Below are 20,156 nucleotides of genomic sequence, written 5' to 3' on the forward strand. Positions count from 1 at the left end.
TACGAAATTGAATTCTGTCACTCGCGTTCCGCCGGGACGCGGGGAGGAGCGTCATGAAATCTCAGCGCTTCCTCGGGCTGGGATATCTGACGCCTTACATCATCGGGCTTTTGGTCTTCACGGCCATCCCGTTCCTCGGCTCACTCTATCTCAGCTTCACCCGTTATGACCTGATGAGCGATCCCAGCTGGGCGGGGCTTGCGAACTACGAGCGGCTCTTCACCCGCGACCGCACCTTCATGAAATCGCTGAACGTCACTCTGTTCTACGTGTTTCTGACGGTGCCGCTGAAGCTTGCCTTTGCGCTGTTCATTGCGGCGATACTCAATTACAAGCTGCAATTCATCAACTTCTTCCGCACCGCATTTTACGTGCCGTCCATCCTCGGCGGCTCGATCGCGATAGCGGTTCTGTGGCGTTATATCTTCGCAAGCGAGGGGCTCGCCAACATGGCGCTGGCCGCCGTGGGCCTTTCGCCCGTGGACTGGTTCGGTGATCCCGGCAATGCGCTTTTCACCATCACGCTGCTGCGCTGCTGGCAGTTCGGTTCGGCCATGGTGATCTTTCTCGCCGCGCTGCAATCCATCGACAAATCGCTTTACGAGGCGGCGGCGATCGATGGCGCGGGCAAGGTGAGGACGTTCTTCTTCATCACGCTTCCCCTGCTGACACCGGTGATCTTTTTCAACCTCATCATGCAGATGGTGCAGGCGTTTCAGGAGTTCAACGGCCCTTACATCATCACCCAGGGTGGGCCGCTGAAGTCCACTTACCTCTTGCCTCTCTACATCTACGACGAGGCCTTCAAGAAGTTCAACATGGGCTATGCCTCCGCTATCGCCTGGGTGCTCTTCACCATCATCACCGTGCTGACCCTCGTGGCCTTCTGGTCGTCGAAGAAGTGGGTCTATTACGCCGGCGACAAGCGGAACTGATGCCATGACCGACATCGCAACCTTAAACGACATGCAGGCGGCCCGCCGGGCAAGGCTCAGGCTGCTTTCCACTTCAGTCCGCTACGTGCTTCTCTTCGCGGTCGGCCTCGTCATGCTCTATCCGCTGATCTGGCTGGTGGGCGCTAGCTTCAAGACCAATTCGGAAATCTTCTCCGGCGCCGGCTTCATCCCCGACAACCCGACGCTGGACGGCTATATCCGCGGCTGGCAAACTTCGACGCCCTATACGTTCGGCCGGTTCTTCTGGAATTCCTTCCTGATCATCCTGCCGAAGGTCATTGGCACGGCGATTTCCTGCACCATGGCGGCCTATGCCTTTACCCGCTTTGATTTTCCGCTGAAGAAAATCCTGTTCGGCTCGGTCATCGCCATTCTGCTGCTGCCGAATGTCGTCACCCGCATTCCGCAATATATCCTGTTCCGTGACCTCGGCTGGCTGGATAGTTTCCTGCCGCTCTGGGTGCCCTCGGCATTCGCGGGCGATGCCTTCTTCGTCTTCATGCTGGTGCAGTTCCTGCGCTCGCTGCCATCGGACATGGAAGAGGCCGCGCGGGTGGATGGTGCCAACAGCCTGCAGACGCTGATTTACATCGTCGTGCCGATGCTCGCGCCGGCGCTGATCTCGGTCTGCCTGTTCCAGTTCATGTGGACGATGAACGATTTCCTCGGGCCGCTGATCTACCTGTCCTCGGTCGACAAATATCCGGTGAGCCTGGCGCTCAAACTCTCCATCGACACCACCGAAGCCTTTGAATGGAACCGCATCCTGGCGATGTCGGTGCTGACGATCGCGCCCGCGCTGATCGTGTTCTTTACGGCGCAACGGTATTTCATTGAAGGGATCTCGTCTGGCGGGGTCAAGGGCTGAAAATGGCAAGCGTTCAACTTAAAAATCTCGAAAAGATCTATGGCGGCAGCTTCAAGGCCGTGCATGGCATCAATCTCGATGTCGAGGATGGTGAGTTCATGGTGTTCGTCGGCCCTTCCGGCTGCGCCAAGTCCACGACGCTGCGCATGGTGGCGGGGCTGGAGGAAATCACCGGCGGTGAAATCCTCATCGGCGACCAGCGCGTCAATGACCTGCCGCCCGGCAAGCGCTCCATCGCCATGGTGTTCCAGAATTACGCGCTTTATCCGCATATGAAGGTGCGCGGCAATCTCGCTTTCGGCCTGAAGATCGCCGGTGTCGCCAAGCCCGAGATCGAAAAGGCAATCGACAATGTCGCGCGCATTCTCGAAATCGAGCCGCTGCTCGACCGGCTGCCGAAGCAGCTTTCCGGCGGACAGGCGCAGCGTGTGGCGCTTGGCCGCGCGCTCATCAAGAAGCCGGGTGTGTTCCTGTTCGATGAGCCGCTGTCCAATCTCGACGCCAAGCTGCGCGCCTCGATGCGGGTGCGCATTACCGATCTGCACCGCCAGCTGAAGGCGGAAGGCCTGTCCTCGACCGTCATTTATGTCACTCATGACCAGACGGAAGCCATGACCATGGGTGACCGTATCTGCGTCATGCAGGCCGGGCGCATCATGCAGGTTGCCACACCGAAGGAGCTGTATAACCGCCCTGCCAATCTGTTCGTGGCCGGTTTCATCGGCATGCCGGAAATGAACCTTGTGGATGTGGCCATCGACGGAGCGGAATTCGTCATCGGCGGACAACGCCTGCCGATCGGCGCGCATCTGGAGCAGCGGCTTTCGGCCAGACCCGCAGATGCCGTCATCGGCATCCGCCCGCAGCATCTTTCGCTGGTGGAGGAAGCCGATGGTCCGGCGCTGCAGGCGAAACTCACCAATGCGGAGTTCATGGGCCACGAGGTCTATCTGCACGCCGATCTCGGCGGCCAGAAGCTGGTGAGCGTCGTCGGCGCGGCGGAATTCGAGGCACTCGGGCGCGACGGCATCCTGCGGCTGAAACCGGATCCGGAGAAGCTGCATATTTTCGACAAGGCCGATGGCCGCAACGTCTCGCTGTGAGGAGGGGACGGGCGTGCCTGATTTTTCGAGGAGGAGAAGAACAATGAAAACGATGACAAGAATGATGGCGATGCTTGCCGGTGCCGCTTATGTGTCGATGGCAACCGCCCCGGCGGCAGGTGCTGCGGAACTGCGCATGTCGTGGTGGGGCGGCGAAAGCCGCCATGTCGCCACCCAGAAGGCGATTGCCGCCTGCGGCGAGAAATACGGCCACACGGTGAAGGGCGAATTTACCGGCTTCGATGGCTATCTGGAAAAACTCACCACGCAGATGGCCGGCAAGACCGAAGCCGATATCGTTCAGGTCAACTGGCCTTGGCTGCCGCTCTTCTCCAAGAACGGCGAAGGTTTTGCCGATCTGCGCCAGCTGAAGCCGCTCGATCTTTCGCAATGGGCCGAGAGCGATCTGGACGCCGGTTCGATGAGTGGCGTGCTGCAGGGGCTTTCCGTTTCCACCACCGGCCGCGTCTTCTTCTTCAACGCCACCACCTTCGAAAAGGCCGGCGTGGAAATTCCGAAGACATGGGACGAGTTTTTCGCGGCAACCAGGACCATCAAGGAAAAGCTCGGCAAGGACTATTACACCTTCAATGCCGTGAAGGAGACTGCCCAGCTTCTGGTGACGCTGGCTGTCGTGCAGAAGACCGGCAAGGATCTGGTCGATCCCAAGACCAACCGCGTGGCCTGGACGCCGGAGGAGCTGGCCGAGGGTATCTCTTTTGTCGGCAAGCTGGTCGAAACCGGCTCCATCCGCTCGCAGAAAGAGGAAGCGGCCGATGGCAACGTCAATCTTTATGAAAAGCCGTCCTGGTCGGAAGGCCGTATTGCTGGCTCCTATGAGTGGGATTCGACCTATTCGAAATATGCCGATCCGCTCAAGGAAGGGCAGGTTTTGAAACCCGTGCCGATGCTGAAGCGTGCCGATGCCGTGACAGAGGGCGTTTATCGCAAACCTTCCATGGTGTTTTCCATCTCGAAAAACTCGAAGAACCCGGAAGCGGCCGCGCAAATCCTGAACTGCCTGCTGAACGAACCTGAGGGCATCGATGCGCTCGGCACCTCGCGCGGCCTGCCCGCCTCGAAGGCCGCGGCTGGACGTCTGGGCGACAAGGGCGAGCCGGAGGTGCGGGCCGCCAACGCCATCGTCATGGCGGCGTCGGGGCCGGTGGTGTCACCCTTCAACGAACATCCTGAAATCCGCTCGGGCTTCATCGATACGCTTGAAGAATATGCCTATGGCCAGTTGACGGCGGAAGAGGCGGCGGAGCAGATCATCGATACGACCAACGATGTTCTTGCCAAGTTCGATTGACGACAATGGCCCGCCGCCGCCGCCATGGCGGCGGGCTCGCTAACCGACTACCGGAAGATGTGAGGCATGTCCGCCAAGGTTGGCCGGATAGGCACGAAAGACGAGAAAAGAACATGAACGAACCCATCATCATCGCGTCTTCGGCGCGAACGGCAGCGCTTTGCCTTGCCGTGCCCGGCGCTCGCTATTTCCTTCCGTCCAAAACGGAATGGCGCCTGACGTCGGCGGATGGCGACGAAAGGAGCGGCGAAACCGCGACCGTGGTGACGCTGCTGCATGATCTCTCCCCGGATACCCGCTATGTCTTCGAAGCGGAAGGGTTCGGACGGCTGGAGTTCGGAACCGCCACCTGTGCCGGGCTTGTCGAGGCTGCGGCATTCTCCCTGATGCCGGATGTTGCGCTCGATGATGAGACACGCGCGCGCGCCAATGCGCAGGCGCTGGAAAGGGCCGTGGCCGCGGTGCCGCAGGGCGGCACGTTGCGTCTCGGGGCCGGTCTCTGGACGGCCTTTCCCGTGCGCCTCAAAAGCAACATGACCTTCCACCTTGCCGAAGGAGCCGTGCTGCGCGCCCCTTCCAGCCGCAAAGGTTGGCCGATCCTGCCTGCCCGCGATGAGGCAGGCCGCATGCTCGGCAGCTGGGAAGGCTTGCCGGATGCCTGTTTCGCCGCGCCCGTTCATGCCATCGCGGCGGATAATCTGGTCATCGAGGGCAGGGGCGTTCTCGATGGTTCGGGTGAGCGGGGCGACTGGTGGAGCTGGCCGAAAGAAACCCGCGACGGCGCGCGCCGGCCGCGCGGCCTGCATCTCGTTTCCTGCCGCAAAACCCGGCTTCTCGGTTTCACGATCCAAAACGCCGCCTCCTGGACGATCCATCCCCAGGGCTGTGAAGACTTGATCGCCGCCGGTCTCAGCATTGCCGCGCCGTATGACAGCCCGAACACCGATGGTTTCAACCCTGAAAGCTGCCGCAACGTCACGATATCGGGCGTGCGTTTTTCCGTCGGCGACGATTGCATCGCGGTGAAGGCGGGAAAGCGCGGAGCTGATGGCGAGGACGACCATCTTGCGGAAACCCGCGGCGTTCAGGTGCGTCATTGCCTGATGCAGCGTGGCCATGGCGGGCTGGTGATCGGTTCGGAAATGTCCGGCGGTGTGCATGATGTGGCGGTTGAGGATTGCGACATGGTCGGCACGGATCGCGGCCTGCGTCTCAAGACACGGCGCGGGCGGGGTGGTACCGTCAGCAATATCGCCATGCGCCGGGTGCTGCTGGATGGCGTGCAGACCGCGCTTTCCGTCAATGTCCACTATCATTGCGATGCCGATGGGCATGATGAATGGGTGCAATCGCGAAACCCCGCACCGGTCGATGGCGGCACGCCCTTTATCGACGGCATTACCGTGGAGGACGTCGAAATCCGCAATCTCTCCCATGCGGCCGGCGCTTTTCTCGGCCTTCCCGAAGCGCCCATCCGCAACATCGCCATCCGCAATCTCACCATCGTCTCGCGCGATCCTTCGGCCATCGCGACGCCGCCGATCATGGCCGACCGGGTGCGTCCCATGCGCCATGAGGCGATTGTTTTCGAGCAGGCGCATATAGTCTGCGATAATCCCGCCCTGCTGAGCGACGCTTCCGTTTCCATTGTGTCAGATTCCGATTGAGAAAACCGATGAAAGCCACTGAATATTTTGATCAATTCTCCAGTCGCTATAAACATTACAAGGGCGGAAGCTGGTGTTATGAGGATGGATGTGTCTATCGCGGCCTGCAGCAGCTGTTCGAGGCCACCGGCGAGGCGCGCTGGAACGACCATCTGCACCGTCTGGCCGATGCCCAGATAGCGCCGGCCGGCACGCTCGCCGGTTACGATCCGCAGGAATATAATATCGACCATATCCTCGCCGGCCGTATCCTCTTTCCCCTTGCGGTGGAAACGGGCGATCTGCGTTACCTCGCTGCGGCGGAGCATCTGGCGGGGCAGCTCCGCAGCCATCCGCGCATTGCAGCCGGGAATTACTGGCACAAGAAGCGTTATCCGCATCAGGTCTGGCTGGACGGGCTTTATATGGGGCTTCCTTTCCAGATCGAATATGCGCAGGCGACGGGCCGGGCGGAACTGATCGACGATGCGCTGCGGCAGTTTTCGGCGGCGCTCGACCTCACGGCGGATAGTGGCGGGCTCTATGTCCATGGATACGACGATAGCCGCAGCCAGCGCTGGGCGGATCGTCAGAGCGGCAAGTCTCCCGCCATATGGGCGCGGGCGGTGGGCTGGCTCGCCATGGCGCTGGTGGACGCGTTGACCATTCTGCCGGAGGATGGTGCGACGGCGGCGCTACGCAAGAAGACACGGCTGCTTCTGACGGGCATTATCGCACGGCAGACCGAGACCGGCCTCTGGATGCAGGTTCTGGATAATCCGGGCCTTGCGGGCAATTACGAGGAAACATCCGCCTCTGCCATGTTCGCCTATGCCTTGCTGCATGCGGCGCGGCTGAAGCTCGTACAGGGCGATGAGGCTGATGCCGCCCTCTCGGCTGGTCGCCGCGCGCTTGAGGCGCTTCTGGAAACCCGGCTGAAAGCCGATGAAGCGGGTGTGACGCGCCTCATCGGCATCGTGCATGTCGCGGGCCTTGGCGGCTTTGAGGGCAATTATCGCGATGGAACGCCGGACTATTATCTGACCGAGCCGGTGGTGTCCGACGATGCCAAGGGCGTCGGGCCGCTGATGATGGCCTATGCCGAAAACCTGCTTCTGGCCAAGCAGCAGGGGCAGGCTGTTTCAGCGGCGTGACGTCACGCCGCCCTTGCGAAGATCACGGTCTGGATCAGGCCCTGTTTCTTGTGGTTGGCAATGGTGATCGTGCCGCCGAAGCGTTCGATGATTTCCCTGGCGATGGCAAGACCCAGCCCCACGCCGGGGATGGACTTGCGCCGCGCGAGGTCCACCCGGAAGAAAGGCTCGAAAACCCGCCCGATCAGTTCCTGCGGAATGCCGGGGCCTTCATCCCTGATCGTCACGACGATTTCGCTCTCGTCTCCGGTCAGGTCGATATGCGCCTTCTTGCCATGGGTGACGGCGTTCAGGATGAGGTTGCGCAAGGCTCTCTTGAGCGCCAGCGGGGCAGCCTTGATAGTCATGGCGGCGTCCGGCTCGATGAAGTCGATGGCGCCCGCATGACCGAGATCGGAAACGTCGCTGACGATTTCGCCGAGAAGCGTGCCGATATCGATCGTCTTGACGCTGTCCTGGCTGACCTCTTCCCGCACCAGAAGAATGGCGCTGTCGGCGATGGCGTCCAGCTCTTCGAGGTCCGCCAGCCATTTGGCCCGTTCCTCGTCGTTCTCGATGAATTCCGCCCTCAGCCGCATGCGGGTCATCGGGGTTCTGAGATCGTGGCCGGCGGCGGCGACGAGGCGCATGCGGCTTTCCATCGCCGCCTTCAGGCGGGTGGCGAGTTCGTTCAGCGCCCGCGCTGTGGCGCGGATTTCGCCAGGGCCTGTTTCCGGCAGGTGCGGCAGCGATCCGTCAGGCCCGATGCTGGCGGCGGCATTTTCCAGCATGTCGAGCGGGCGGGTGATCTTGCTGGCGGCAAAGATCGAAACGGCGGCACTGCCAAGAATGATCAGTCCGATCCACATGCCGAAAATCTTCCAGCCACCCGGCGGCGGACCCATATGCGGGATTTCCGCGACCAGCCAGCCGTTTTTTTCCAGCGCGATAGCCGCCACGGGGGCAGGGTTTCCCGGCGAGCGGATGACCATCGCGGTGCGCGGTTCTCCGACGCGGTCGAGCGCCTTTTCCAGAAATTCCGAAAGCATGCCGTCGAGATCGCCTTCCGGCGGTTTCTGCTCGATCTGGAAATAACCGGGCTGCTGCAGGGAGGGGTCACGCTCGGCCATGGTCACGGCAAAGGCGAGGCTGCGGGCCAGCGGCTCGATGGTGGCATCGGGCGGCGGCGGCTGTAATGTCCGGTCAGCCACAACCGTCGCAAGTGCGATGACCGCGATGATGGAGACGATCATCAGCGCCGTGATGCGGTTTCTAAGCGAGCTCATCGCGGCACCGGCAGGGTTTTGACCTGAACCGTCATCTGGTAACCGCCATTGCGCACGGTCTTGAAGATCGGCGTTTGAGTGTCGGCATCCAGTTTCTTGCGCAACCGGCTCATCAGAACGTCGATGGAGCGGTCGAACGGTCCCCGGTCCTTGCCCTGCGTCAGATCGAGGAGCTGATCGCGGGAAAGCAGCCGGCCGGGCCTGTCGAGGAACACTTTCAGCAGATCGAATTCCGCTCCCGTCAAATCTATCTTTTCACCGCTGGCGCGGATGACGGAGCGCTGCTCAGGATCGGCGGTGAAATCCGCGAAACCATAGGCGGCGGATGAGACACGCGGCGCTTCCTGCGGTGTGGCGCGGCGCAGCACGGCCTTGATGCGCGCTGTCAGTTCACGCGGATTGAAGGGTTTGCCGAGATAGTCGTCCGCGCCGATTTCCAGCCCGACGATGCGGTCGACATCTTCCTTCAGCGCCGTCAGGAGAATGACCGGCGTGCGCGGCCGGCGACCCTGCAGATCGCGGCAGATATCGAGGCCGGAGCCATCGGGCAGCATCACGTCGAGCACGATGAGATCGGGATCGGAGCTGGCGATTTTCTCCTCGAACTCACGCCTGTCGGCGGCCATCGACACGCGAAACCCCTGCGAGCCGAGATATTTCGCGAGCAATGTGCGTATTTCCGGATCGTCATCAACGATCAATATATGTGTCACCGAAACTGTCGTCATATCGTCCAACCTTTTGATGCCACTATACATAAGCGTTGAAAAGAAACGGCGGATTTTTGCAACGAAAGCTTTCCGGGGCCGGTCTGGCAACATTCGGTTACAAATAGGCGGTTTGCGGAAGCGGCATGGAAACATTCGGACCAAAGCCGGAAACGCGATGCCCCTATCGTCCTTTCATGTTGGAAAACGGAAGGAAGGTAAGATGAGACACTCGCTACTGGCCACCGCCGTCATCGCGACAGCAATCATGGGCGTTTCCGCCGCCACGCTGGCGGCGCAGGAGAATGCGCCCGCACCCCAGGCGACGGAACAGGCCGCGCCGCCGCTCGCCGATCCCAATCTCGGCCCGGATCGTGGCCCGGATGAAAGGCCGCTGCCGCCGCATATGCGCAGGATGCCCGGCCCGGATGTTCTCGGGCTGGCGACGAAGCTTTCGGCGGCCGAAATCTATCTCGGCGTCACGCCGGAACAGCTCGGTCCCTGGCGTGCCTATACCACGGCGCTGATCGATCTCGTTTCTCCCGGTCGGGAGCGCAATCCGCCGCCGCCGGCGTCGGGTGAAACCAAGGCCAAGCCCGAGCCGCGTCTTGCGGGCGAGGAACTGGCCGGCATCATCGCGCAGAAGGCGGAAAAGGCCAAAGCCCTGCAGGACGCCATTGCAGCGCTGAAACCGAAGCTTTCGCCGCAGCAGGTGCTGAAGCTTGCCGAACTCGAGCGTGCCCTGATGCCGCCTCCGCCTCCCGGCCCGCGTCATGGCCCTGCGGAGCGCGGTGGCTTTGCTCCCCCGCATGGCGACATGAGGCCGCCGGTTCCCGAGGCGGACCGGGGCTGAGGCAAGTTTTCGAAGTTTCCTCCTTTAATCTGCCCCCCAGTAAAGGAGGAAATCAGCCGGCAACGGCTGGAGCCGGGGGATCGCACGCCTGCGATCCCCCGCGTGATTTTCAAGCAGGAAGATGATGATGAGATATTTCTATCTGGTGCTGGCAACGGCTTTTGGTGTGAGCTTTGCCTGGTCGATGGCCGTGGCAAAGGACAAGCCTGTACAACAGCCGGCGGCGAAATCCCGGCAGGAAGAACAGCGGCGCCAACCCTCCTGCGCGAAGGAGCAGCGCGAAAAGACGGATTCCAGACGTCTTCGCAGCACCTGCCGCAAGGCCGCGGCGCGAAAATCCGCCTCTGCCTATGAATGGATCGAGGCGGACAAGGGTTTCATCCTCGTGAAACACGATATGACGCCGGTTTCTTCCTTCGAATGAACCGGCTGGACAGGACATCAAGATGAAAACGGCACGCAAGGCAGGCGCATTGCTGGCGGTTGTTGCTCTCGCTGTGGGCGGTTACTGGCTGTCCTCGCAATATACGCGGGCGGCCACACCCGACTACATCACCGCACCGGTGACGCGCGGCGATATCGAGCAGACGGTGCTGGCAACGGGAACGCTGAAACCCGTTCGCCTTGTCGCCGTCGGTGCGCAGGCCTCCGGCCGCATCACCGCCGTTAAGGTGGCGCTCGGCGATACGGTCAAGGCGGGCGATCTGATCGCCGAAATCGATTCCGTGACGCAGACGAACAGCCTGCGCACGGCGCAGGCAGCGCTTGCAAATATGAAGGCGCAGCGGGTGGAAAAACAGGCGACGCTTGTTCTCAACCGCCAGAGCCTTGTCCGCCAGCAGGAGATGGTATCGAAGAACGCCGCCTCCCGCGCCGATTTCGAAAGCGCCACCGCAGCGCTCGCCGTCACCGAGGCGCAGATCCAAGCCATCGACGCCCAGATCGAGGAAGCGCAGGTCGCGGTGGAAACGGCAGAGGCCAATCTCGGCTATACCAAGATCACCGCGCCCATCGAAGGCACGGTTCTTTCGATCGTCAGCCAGGAAGGGCAGACCGTCAACGCCACACAATCCGCGCCAACCATCGTCATCCTCGGCCAGCTCGACCGCATGACGGTCCGCACGGAAATCTCCGAGGCGGACGTAACGCGGGTCAAGCCGGACCTGCCGGTCTATTTCACGGTGCTGGGTGAGCCGCAGCAGCGTTACGACGCGACGCTCGCCTCGATAGAGCCGGCGCCGGAATCGGTGCGCAGCGATTCCAGCTTCAGTTCCTCGACTTCTTCATCGTCCAGCTCATCCTCTTCCAGCACGTCGTCATCCGAGGCGATCTATTACAATGGCGTGTTCGAAGTGCCGAACCCGGACGGCAAGCTGCGCACCTATATGACGGCGGAGGTTCATATCGTTCTCGGCGAAGCGAAGGACGTGCTGACCGTTCCCTCGGCCGCCCTTGGCAGCATGGGCAGCGATGGCAGCTATGCCGTGCGCGTGGCCGGCGCCGATGGCAGGATTTCCGAGCGCAAGGTCGAAATCGGGCTGAACAACAAGGTCACGGCGGAAGTGCGTTCCGGCCTTGCCGAAAACGAGCGGGTGGTGACCGGCGAGCGTTCCACCGACACCACCACAAACGCCATGCCGGGGCCGGGCGGCCCGCCGATGGGGCTTTGAACCATGGTTGAACCTCTGATTTCGCTTAAATCCGTGCGGCGGGATTATCCCTCCGGCGAAGGCACGATCAGCGTGCTGAAGAACATCGACCTCACCATCGAGGCCGGTGAGATGGTGGCGATCGTCGGCGCGTCCGGATCGGGCAAGTCGACGCTGATGAATATTCTTGGCTGCCTCGACCGTCCGACATCGGGAAGCTACAGCATCAGGGGGCGGGAAACGGGCAATCTCGATGCCGACGCGCTTTCGGCGCTCAGGCGCGAAAACCTCGGCTTCATCTTCCAGCGTTACCATCTTCTGGCCGAGCTGACGGCACTCGGCAATGTCGAAATTCCGGCAATCTATGCCGGCAAGACGCAGGGCGACCGCAGGCACAATGCCGCAAGGTTGCTCGGCCGCCTCGGCATGGCGGAACGCCTCGATCATCGCCCCGGCCAGCTTTCCGGCGGCCAGCAGCAGCGCGTTTCCATCGCCCGCGCCCTGATGAACGATGCCGAGATCATTCTTGCCGACGAACCGACCGGCGCGCTCGACAGCGCCAGCGGCGACGAGGTGCTGCGCATCCTCGGTGAGCTGCATGCCGAGGGCCGCACTGTCATCATCGTCACCCATGACATGTCGATTGCCAGACGCGCCGGGCGGATCATCGAAATCAGCGACGGCACGATCATTTCCGACCGCAAGGCGGATGCGACGCCCGCACCGCAGGAGGATGCCAGACCCGCTGCCGTTTCCGGCCGGTCTTCCGGTCTGGCTGGCCTCGTTTCCTCCCTGCGGGAGGCGTTGCGCATGGCGCTTCTCTCCATGCGGGCGCACAAGCTGCGCACCTTTCTCACCATGCTCGGCATCATCATCGGCATCGCCTCGGTCATCAGCGTCGTGGCGCTGGGGCAGGGGTCGCAGCAGCGGGTGCTGGAGAACATATCGAGCCTTGGCACCAACACGCTGGAAATCTTCGCGGGCAAGGATTTCGGCGACATAAGGTCGGGCAAGATCACCACGCTCGTCGTTTCCGATGCCGAAGCGCTTGCCAAGCAATCCTATGTCGCGGCGGTGACGCCGACGGTCTCGACGTCCAGCACGGTGCGTTTCGGCGCGAAGGAGGCGAATGCGCTGGTGAACGGCGTCAGCGAGCAGTATTTCGTCGCCAAGGGCACGAAGCTGTCGCAGGGGCGCTTTTTCGATGGCGGAAGCGTCGCGCAGAAGGCGCAGGACGTGGTGATCGACGAGAACACCCGCAAATCGCTGTTTGCGGACTTCGATGGCAGCCCTGTCGGCCAGGTCATTCTCATCGGCAAGGTGCCGGCCCGGATCGTCGGCATCACGCAGGCGCAGCAGGGCGGTTTCGGCTCAAGCCAGAACCTGTCACTTTATCTGCCCTATACCGCCGTCCAGTCGCGTTTTCTCGGCAGCCTGTCGTTGCGCAGCATCACGGTTCAGGTGAGCGACGATACCGATGCCTCGATCGCCGAGCAGGCGGTGACGACACTTCTGACCCAGCGGCACGGCACACGGGATTTCTACATTCTCAATACCGACGATATCCGTCAGACCATCACCAGCACCACGCAGACGATGACCCTTCTCATTGCGGCCATTGCGGTGATTTCGCTGCTGGTCGGCGGCATCGGGGTGATGAATATCATGCTTGTCTCGGTTTCCGAACGCGTGTCGGAAATCGGCGTGCGCATGGCGGTGGGCGCGCGGCGCACCGATATTCTGCGGCAGTTCCTCATCGAGGCGGTGCTCGTCTGCATCATCGGCGGCACGCTGGGCGTGCTCGGCAGCCTCGGCTTCGGCGCGCTTTTCTCTGCCTTCAGCAGCAATTTCGCCATGGTCTATTCCACGGCGTCGATCATCGCCGCCTTCGTCTGCTCGACGCTGATCGGTGTTGTCTTCGGTTATCTGCCGGCGCGCAACGCATCGAAGCTCGATCCCGTCGCGGCGCTGTCTGCGGGGTAATTCCCGCCGGTCACGCCTTGTTTTTTTCGACGAAGCGGATGGCGTCGCCAACGGTCAGGATCGTGCTTGCGGCCGAATCCGGAATTTCCACCCCGAATTCCTCTTCGATTTCCATGACGATCTGCACGGTCTCGAGCGAATCCGCACCGAGATCGTCAGCAAAATTGGCGTCGTCCACGATCGTGGCGGGGTCTGCGCCAAGCTGGTCCACGATGATTTTTCTGATACGTTCTGCAATGGTGGACATGGTGAGACTCCGCGAAAGTTGCCTGCCGCCGAACGCCGCACCATCTGAATTTGCGCCGAAGATATCCAAGCGAAATCAAGCTGAATTTCGAAAGGACAGGCCGCAGAGTCAAACGGGCGAAACATCGATGACATCCGGACGTAGCATGCCTTTCGCAGCCGCGAAAGGGTGTCGATCAACCGTTCGCATTCCATAATAATATGGGACGTCCGCCACGTTAAACAGTTTGTGACTGGCAGCGATGAACCCCGTCGCGGTAAAGCTCGTTGCTTGTGAACCTCAAATCCGCCAGCCACACCGAGCCCCATGCCATGGTCCAGTCGCCCCCGGAACGCTTCATATTGCTCGACGGCATAAGGGGCGTGGCTGCGCTTTTCATCGTCCATCGCCATGCCGAGGATCTGTTCGGGAAAAGCACGGCTTCGAGCTATCTCGCCGTGGATCTGTTCTTTGCGCTCAGCGGTTTCGTGCTCGCGCATGCTTATAGCCGGAAACTGGCCGAAGGGGCGATGACGCCGGGCTTTTTCATGAAGGCGCGCTTCGCACGTCTCTACCCTCTTTATGCGTTGGCCCTGGCCCTGATGGCGGCCTATTTCATCTGCCTCTACGTTCTGGGCCTGCCGACGCCGATCGACGATCTGCACCGTCGCATCGATCCCGGCGAGCTTGCTTTCGCCTTGGTAACGGGGCTGCTCTTTCTGCCGGCGCCTTTCACGCTCACCCTGAACGGCGCGCTGTTTCTCGTCAGCCCTGCCTGGTCGCTTTTCAACGAGTTGGTGGTGAATGTGTTTTACGCCCGCTTCGGTGTGCGGGCCACGACGAAACAGATCGCCGCGGTGCTCGCCATCAGCGCGCTTGTGCTGATGGTGGCTGTCGCCGAGTTTGGCCGTTTGCATGCCGGTTTTCGCTGGCATGAAATGTATGCCGGCATGGGACGGGTGTTCTTCTCGTTTTTTGCGGGCGTGCTGATTTACCGTTTCCGCAATCGCGTACCGCAGTTGAAACCCCTTCGGGCGGCGCTTTGCCTTCTGCTGGTCTGTTTTATTCTGGCCGTGCCGATGTCGCGCGAGCTTCGGCCGTTCTTCGATCTTGCGGTTGTTCTCGTCGTCTGGCCGCTGTTGCTGTTCGTCGCCAGCAAGACGGTTCCGGGGCGCGGGGTGGGAATGGTGTCGGTGTTTCTCGGCACGGCATCCTATGCGGTCTATGTGCTGCATATTCCGCTTCTGGCCTGGACGGAGTTTCTGATCCCCGCGGTGCACCGGGAAAATCTCGCTTTGCCGGCCGGCATTGCGTTTCTCATCGGCACGACGTGCCTGTCATGGTGGCTGACGGTCCATTACGACCAGCCCGTTCAGAAATGGCTGAAGAACCGGTTGAGAAAGCGGAGCGAAATCCGCCAGCCGGTATGACCCTGGCTTGCGGCTGCAAACCTCAATAATGGGCGAAAATCGGGGCAGTCAGCACGAAAGCTGCGACGAGGCTGATGATCGTCAGTTTCGCCGCTCGCATGCGGCGCATTTTGCGGCCGCTCCAGTCATACGTCATACTCACCTCCACGCAGACGCAAAACTTACCGGCATGGGAAACAACCGAAGCCTGGCACAGGCCGCTCATGGTCCCGCACCGCACCGGATGTACATTCCATACCCAAGCTTCCCAGAACGCGCCTGATCGCGCGCGGGACGCTCAATTTCAGTGTTGCCTGATATACGGCTTTTGCCAAGCCGTTATTTTCATCGGTGATTTTGAAGGCCGCCACGAAAAGGCGGCGTTCATCACCGGTAAAGAGGCGGAAGGCCCTGAATGGCGTAACGCGGCAGCGGTTTCCACGGTTTTACGCGTTCATGTTTGTGAACGCCGAACAGGAACAGCATTTCCTCCGAAATATCGGCGGGGTCGGTCAAGCCATCCTGGAAGAGCTGGATCACCTTGCGGGCGGCATTGTTATAAAGAATGACTTCGTCATCCATGGTGTGGCTATCATAACCAAGACCTTCCAGCACTGACTGGAGCATTTTCAGGTCCTGCGATGTGATGATGCAATTTTCATATGCGGAAGACATGACGTCCTCCTTTCTCGTGGGGTTCACAAAAGCCGGAGCGTCGCGCTTCCATCCAGGTGGTTGCCCAGAGGTGGTGCGAGGACGCTTCAACGCCTTGAAACGCGGTCAACGTCAGGGCAGCCGTTTCCGGCCCTTGCCGTCATGCATGTCGCGTGAGATTCCGGATCGTTCCCGCCGGGCAACGGGCGGGACAGGGCTGGTGGTGCAACAGGCCTGACGGCGGCAACGCCCTTTAATTACCGATAAAGAAGCCTGCGCCGTTTAGGGGGAATAGGCAAGTTAATTCCGCTAGCGACGGCGGAAGATGCAGCGGCGGCTGCCGCAGGCAACAAAAAAGGCCGGGGCAATATTGCACCGACCTTCCTCATATCGCTCTCAACACCAGTGCCAGTACATCCGTGGTCAAAGTCTGAAGCGACTAAAACAACTGCGAACGTCGATTTCATTCGCGCTCACCAGCAGTTGCCATGGGAGCTATTTAAATGGGCAATGTGGCCAAAACAAGTCCGGCATCCATGGCGATGCTTTAATTCGTCGTGACTTGCCGATCCGCACGGCGCCTATTTCTTTTTGCCATCCGCTGTCGTGGCGTTTGCGAGTTTGACCTGCGAACCGGCTGGCGGCGCGGCAGGTATCTTCGTCTTGTCCTTCTTTGGTTTGCGGATTTCCTTGTTGCTGCGCAATTGACCCTTGGCCATGGTGTCCTCCTCCTGTTGAATTCAAGCGGCCTCGAGCGGGTGTGAGACAATCCGTTCAAGACCCGTTCGATCGGGCAATACTGGAAATCCGGCCAGTCAGTTCTTGCCGGATCGTTTTTTCGCGGGAACCGGCGCGGCGGCGATAACAGTCGCTTCCTGCGCTTCCCGAAGCTGGCGAAGGCGTTCCGTTTTGCGGGCGCGCTGGTCGGCCTCGGCGTTTATGATCTGCTTTGCGGCATTATCCGTCAATGATGCCTTGTCTTGTGCGGATAGTTTGCCGGGTTTGAAAAAAGCTTCTTTTGTCGCGGCCATGGCATTCTCCTTTGTGGAAGAGCGGTATCGAACGGCTGGCGGGGGGTAACCTTTTCGGGGGGGCAGGCAGCAGCCCTTCGCGCTGCATTTTCTCGCTTGCGCTCTTGTGGCGGTGGCGCATGGCTTCGGCTTCTTCGCGGACGCGCGCTTTCCCTGGCCCAAAAACAAAAGGCCGGGCTTTGACCCGACCTCTCACGATCATTCTAACCTGCAGCCAGTACATCCGTGGTCTGCGGGATCAAATGATGAATATCAAGCTGCCTGAAGGTTGTCAGCCGAGCTTTTGCCGGACCGACGGTCCTGGACGATCTCGTAGCTGATCTTCTGGCCATCGTTCAGAGAACGCATGCCAGCGCGCTCAACAGCGGAAATGTGAACGAAAACGTCCGCGCCGCCATTGTCAGGCTGAATGAAGCCGAAGCCCTTGGTGGCGTTGAACCACTTTACAGTACCAGTGTTCATAACGATTTCCTTTCGTAGAATCGTTGTGGTTCCCGCGATACCTTGCGGGATTAGATCGATTATTTGAGAGGAAATCCGACGGGGAACGCAATGTTCCAGAACGACGTCACAAGCAATGGTCGATGAAGAAAATATAGGCTCAATTTTTGATTTTGCAATGGGCCGCGAAGGAAAAAGCGCCAGTGAGCGACCGCCCATCGGCTAAGTATCTGGTTCATGGCACTATTTCCCGCTGGCCGCATCGTCCGCCCGGCTTGGTGCGCATTCGGTCCAACGCGCATCAACCGCCGCCGGGAGACACGTCTTTTGCCCCTTCATCCGGCAGGCTGCCTGCGCCCGGCGTCTTGTCATAGTCGGTGAGGGAGGGTTTGGCGTGGGGGCCGGCGGGAGGAATGTCGTTCGGACTGGAAGGTCCTTTGTCGACCGTTTTCGGCTTCGTTTTCTTCGTCATGTCGCGTCCTCCTTTTGGAGGAAAAACGCTCGGGAAAAGGCGCGGGTTCCGTCTTTACGCCGCACGGGCGCGCTTTTCCGCCGTCAGCGGCGGGAACGCGGCTTTTTCTCTTCCCGGTTCATATCTCGTCCCACCCATTTGAAGAACACGACGAGGCTGACGCCGATAATGATGAGCGGAACGAAGGATTCAAAACTGGACATGACTCACTCTTTCTTCCCCCGGCGATCATTTTACCGGCATGGAAGAAGCGCGTAATCTGCGGAATATCGTCCGTTCTTTTTTGGCAATTGCCGTCTGCGGCCCACCTGCCGATGGGGCCGCAGACGGTCGTGGCTATACCGGCAGCGATTTCACCGCCGCCGCGCCGCCTTCACGGGCGCTTTTCAGCGCCGCAACACCTGTCAGAACGGACATGGCGCCGGCGCGCGAACCGGCCCTCTGCCGCAGCCGGTCGTTGGAGCCCGGCTTGAAGATCATGTCGCGCATGCGGTTGTCGCCGCCATAATGGCCGCCCGGTTCGTGCGGCACCCAGATGTGCTCGACACCGCCGCCGAAGCTTTTCACCAGCAGGATTTCATCGGCCGGCGGTTCCGTCCAGGGCTGCTTTTCATACTGGCGCATCTCGATGCGGCCCTTATGGCCGTTGAAGGCGATGTGATGGCCCTCTATCGGCATATAGGTGTTGAGCGAATAGGAGACCTGCACGCCGCTGGCATAACGGATCGAGGCGCTCATCGTGTCGGGAATGTCGATTTCCTCGCGGAAGACACAGGCATCGCGCACATAACCGTCCACCGCCGAAGGGTCTTCATAAAGCGCATCTAGAAAAGGATCGGCGCCGAGATCCATGAAGTAGTCGCACTCGCCCTTGTGCGGACAGGTGCGACAGCGCGTTCCCCGGAACGGGCCGTTCTTGCCATAATGCAGCAATTGGCCGAAGCCCTTCACTTCCACGGGATCGGAATCGAGATACCAGTTCAGGAGATCGAAATGGTGCGTGGCCTTGTGCACGAACAGGCTGCCGGAATGTTCGGTAAAGGCGTGCCAGCGGCGGAAATAATCCGCGCCATGCTGGTTGTCGAGATACCAGTGGAAATCGACCGAGGTGACCGTGCCGATGGCCCCGTCGTCGATCAGTTCCTTGATCCGCGCGGCGGTGGGAGAGAAACGATAATTGAAGGAGACGTCGACCCGGCGGCCGCTTCTGGCCTCAGCCGCGCGGATGCGGTCGATCTTTTCCGGGGTGGTGGTCATGGGTTTTTCGCTGATGACATCGGCCCCACCTTCCAGCGCGCGGATGATGATGTCGTCATGGGTGTCGTCAGGTGTGCAGACGATCACCAGCTCGGGGCGCTGCTCCTCCATCATCCGGTCGAAATCGTCGTAGAGCGGCGCGTTCGATCCCATCATGGCGCGGGCGCGTTCGGCGCGCATCAGGTTCAGGTCGCAAATGCCGACAAGCTCGACATAGTCGCTCCAGCCGGCCAGCAATTCGCGGCCCCACATGGTGGTGCCGCGATTGCCGGTGCCGACCAGCGCATAGCGTTTGCGTTTCACCTTTTCAGGCATTGTCTCTCTCCCGGATAATCAACAAACAGTCTTGAAACGCTCGACCACGGTGGTGAGGACCTCGTCCATGGGCCGCGCCTGCCAGCGATGCGAAAAGATTTCCACTTCCTGCGGGCCGTGGAAGCCGGCGGCCTCGATCATGGCGCGAAATGCCTTCAGGTCAATCACGCCGTCGCCCATCATGCCGCGATCATTGAGCGGATCGGTGGTCGGCACCAGCCAGTCGCAGATATGGTGGGCAAGGATCTGCCCGTTCCTGCCGGCGCGCGCCACCTGCTCTTCCAGTTCCGGATCCCACCAGACGTGGTAGACGTCGATGGCGACGCCGGTGCCGGCTCCCAGCCGGTCGCAGAGATCGAGCGATTGTTTCAGCGTGTTGAAGCAGGCGCGGTCGGCGGCATAAAAGGGATGCAGCGGTTCGATGGCAAGCGGCACACCGGCGGCCCGTGCATGGGGAAGAAGTTCGGCCATGCCGTCCTCCACCATCTGCCGCGCCCCCTTCAGATCACGCGAGCCGGCGGGCAGGCCACCCACGACCAGCACAAGGCAATCGGCCTTCATGGCGGCGGCCTCATCGACGGCGCGTTTGTTGTCCTCGATGGCGAGCCGGCGGCCTTCCGCAGTGGGGGCAGGGAAAAAGCCGCCGCGGCAATGGCCGCTAAGGCGCAGACCATTCTGCTCGACGATCCGCGCGGCTTCCGTTAGCCCGATACCATGCACCTGTTCGCGCCAGGGCGAAATGGCGGTGATGCCATGCGCAAGGCAGGCATCGACGATGGCGCCGAAATTGCCGCCCTGACGCACAGTGGCGAAATTGATGGAAAGGCCTTCAAGGCTCATATCGATATCTCCCCT

General features: G+C 60.8%; 21 protein-coding genes. 11 read left to right on the forward strand and 10 right to left on the reverse strand.

Annotated elements, in window-relative coordinates; translation table 11 throughout:
- Positions 1-53 precede the first annotated feature (53 nt).
- The 6 genes from ACIQUH_RS22120 (at position 54) to ACIQUH_RS22145 (ending at position 7,039) form a co-directional block, all read left to right on the forward strand.
- A complete protein-coding gene (locus ACIQUH_RS22120) occupies positions 54-935 on the forward strand; it encodes a carbohydrate ABC transporter permease (RefSeq protein ID WP_004444977.1) in 882 nt (293 codons plus the stop codon).
- A 4-nt stretch (positions 936-939) separates the two neighbouring features.
- Positions 940-1,824, forward strand: coding sequence for a carbohydrate ABC transporter permease (locus ACIQUH_RS22125; protein ID WP_400818991.1), 885 nt, complete (start codon positions 940-942; stop codon positions 1,822-1,824).
- Positions 1,825-1,826: 2 nt separating this feature from the next.
- Complete coding sequence (locus ACIQUH_RS22130; protein WP_400818994.1) at positions 1,827-2,927, forward strand: ABC transporter ATP-binding protein; 1,101 nt, start codon at positions 1,827-1,829, stop codon at positions 2,925-2,927.
- Positions 2,928-2,970: 43 nt separating this feature from the next.
- Entirely contained in the window at positions 2,971-4,239 is a 1,269-nt protein-coding gene (locus ACIQUH_RS22135) for an ABC transporter substrate-binding protein (protein ID WP_400818997.1), read from the forward strand.
- A gap of 113 nt (positions 4,240-4,352) precedes the next feature.
- Positions 4,353-5,906 carry a glycoside hydrolase family 28 protein gene (locus tag ACIQUH_RS22140; protein ID WP_400819000.1) on the forward strand — a complete coding sequence of 518 codons (1,554 nt, stop codon included), beginning with the start codon at positions 4,353-4,355 and terminating at the stop codon, positions 5,904-5,906.
- An 8-nt stretch (positions 5,907-5,914) separates the two neighbouring features.
- Complete coding sequence (locus ACIQUH_RS22145) at positions 5,915-7,039, forward strand: glycoside hydrolase family 105 protein (RefSeq protein ID WP_400819003.1); 1,125 nt, start codon at positions 5,915-5,917, stop codon at positions 7,037-7,039.
- A gap of 2 nt (positions 7,040-7,041) precedes the next feature.
- Here ACIQUH_RS22145 and ACIQUH_RS22150 read toward each other — a convergent pair whose 3' ends face one another.
- Positions 7,042-8,304 carry an ATP-binding protein gene (locus ACIQUH_RS22150; RefSeq protein ID WP_400819006.1) on the reverse strand — a complete coding sequence of 421 codons (1,263 nt, stop codon included), beginning with the start codon at positions 8,302-8,304 and terminating at the stop codon, positions 7,042-7,044.
- Complete coding sequence (locus ACIQUH_RS22155; RefSeq protein WP_400819008.1) at positions 8,301-9,032, reverse strand: response regulator; 732 nt, start codon at positions 9,030-9,032, stop codon at positions 8,301-8,303. Before ACIQUH_RS22155 ends, ACIQUH_RS22150 begins: the two co-directional genes overlap by 4 nt.
- Before the next feature lie 202 nt (positions 9,033-9,234).
- Between ACIQUH_RS22155 and ACIQUH_RS22160 the strand changes: the two genes are divergently transcribed.
- The 4 genes from ACIQUH_RS22160 (at position 9,235) to ACIQUH_RS22175 (ending at position 13,496) form a co-directional block, all read left to right on the forward strand.
- Positions 9,235-9,864 (forward strand): hypothetical protein, encoded by a 630-nt coding sequence (locus ACIQUH_RS22160; protein ID WP_400819010.1) that lies wholly within the window; start codon positions 9,235-9,237, stop codon positions 9,862-9,864.
- 127 nt (positions 9,865-9,991) lie between these two features.
- Positions 9,992-10,288, forward strand: coding sequence for a hypothetical protein (locus ACIQUH_RS22165; protein ID WP_400819013.1), 297 nt, complete (start codon positions 9,992-9,994; stop codon positions 10,286-10,288).
- A gap of 22 nt (positions 10,289-10,310) precedes the next feature.
- A complete protein-coding gene (locus tag ACIQUH_RS22170; RefSeq protein WP_400819015.1) occupies positions 10,311-11,534 on the forward strand; it encodes an efflux RND transporter periplasmic adaptor subunit in 1,224 nt (407 codons plus the stop codon).
- A gap of 3 nt (positions 11,535-11,537) precedes the next feature.
- A complete protein-coding gene (locus ACIQUH_RS22175; protein ID WP_400819017.1) occupies positions 11,538-13,496 on the forward strand; it encodes a MacB family efflux pump subunit in 1,959 nt (652 codons plus the stop codon).
- A 10-nt stretch (positions 13,497-13,506) separates the two neighbouring features.
- On the opposite strand, the gene ACIQUH_RS22180 is transcribed toward ACIQUH_RS22175, so the two are convergent.
- A complete protein-coding gene (locus ACIQUH_RS22180; protein ID WP_400819020.1) occupies positions 13,507-13,743 on the reverse strand; it encodes an acyl carrier protein in 237 nt (78 codons plus the stop codon).
- A gap of 311 nt (positions 13,744-14,054) precedes the next feature.
- On the opposite strand from ACIQUH_RS22180, the gene ACIQUH_RS22185 reads away from it, so the two are divergent.
- Positions 14,055-15,152 carry an acyltransferase family protein gene (locus ACIQUH_RS22185; protein ID WP_400819023.1) on the forward strand — a complete coding sequence of 366 codons (1,098 nt, stop codon included), beginning with the start codon at positions 14,055-14,057 and terminating at the stop codon, positions 15,150-15,152.
- Between the two features lie 366 nt (positions 15,153-15,518).
- Here ACIQUH_RS22185 and ACIQUH_RS22190 read toward each other — a convergent pair whose 3' ends face one another.
- From ACIQUH_RS22190 to ACIQUH_RS22220, 7 genes are all read right to left on the reverse strand, one after another.
- Positions 15,519-15,806 carry a hypothetical protein gene (locus tag ACIQUH_RS22190; protein WP_059757116.1) on the reverse strand — a complete coding sequence of 96 codons (288 nt, stop codon included), beginning with the start codon at positions 15,804-15,806 and terminating at the stop codon, positions 15,519-15,521.
- Between the two features lie 560 nt (positions 15,807-16,366).
- Positions 16,367-16,504, reverse strand: a complete 138-nt coding sequence (locus ACIQUH_RS22195; protein WP_400819026.1) for a hypothetical protein — start codon at positions 16,502-16,504, stop codon at positions 16,367-16,369.
- 96 nt (positions 16,505-16,600) lie between these two features.
- On the reverse strand, positions 16,601-16,816 hold the full coding sequence (locus tag ACIQUH_RS22200) for a hypothetical protein (protein ID WP_400819029.1): 216 nt from the start codon (positions 16,814-16,816) through the stop codon (positions 16,601-16,603).
- Positions 16,817-17,068: 252 nt separating this feature from the next.
- Positions 17,069-17,278 carry a cold-shock protein gene (locus tag ACIQUH_RS22205; protein ID WP_003520191.1) on the reverse strand — a complete coding sequence of 70 codons (210 nt, stop codon included), beginning with the start codon at positions 17,276-17,278 and terminating at the stop codon, positions 17,069-17,071.
- 280 nt (positions 17,279-17,558) lie between these two features.
- Positions 17,559-17,729 (reverse strand): hypothetical protein, encoded by a 171-nt coding sequence (locus tag ACIQUH_RS22210; RefSeq protein ID WP_400819031.1) that lies wholly within the window; start codon positions 17,727-17,729, stop codon positions 17,559-17,561.
- A 336-nt stretch (positions 17,730-18,065) separates the two neighbouring features.
- On the reverse strand, positions 18,066-19,301 hold the full coding sequence (locus ACIQUH_RS22215) for a Gfo/Idh/MocA family protein (RefSeq protein WP_400819034.1): 1,236 nt from the start codon (positions 19,299-19,301) through the stop codon (positions 18,066-18,068).
- Between the two features lie 18 nt (positions 19,302-19,319).
- Positions 19,320-20,141 (reverse strand): sugar phosphate isomerase/epimerase family protein, encoded by an 822-nt coding sequence (locus tag ACIQUH_RS22220; RefSeq protein WP_400819036.1) that lies wholly within the window; start codon positions 20,139-20,141, stop codon positions 19,320-19,322.
- Between the last annotated feature and the right edge of the window lie 15 nt (positions 20,142-20,156).

It is taken from the genome of Agrobacterium sp. NPDC090283, assembly GCF_044769685.1.
Taxonomy (GTDB): domain Bacteria; phylum Pseudomonadota; class Alphaproteobacteria; order Rhizobiales; family Rhizobiaceae; genus Agrobacterium.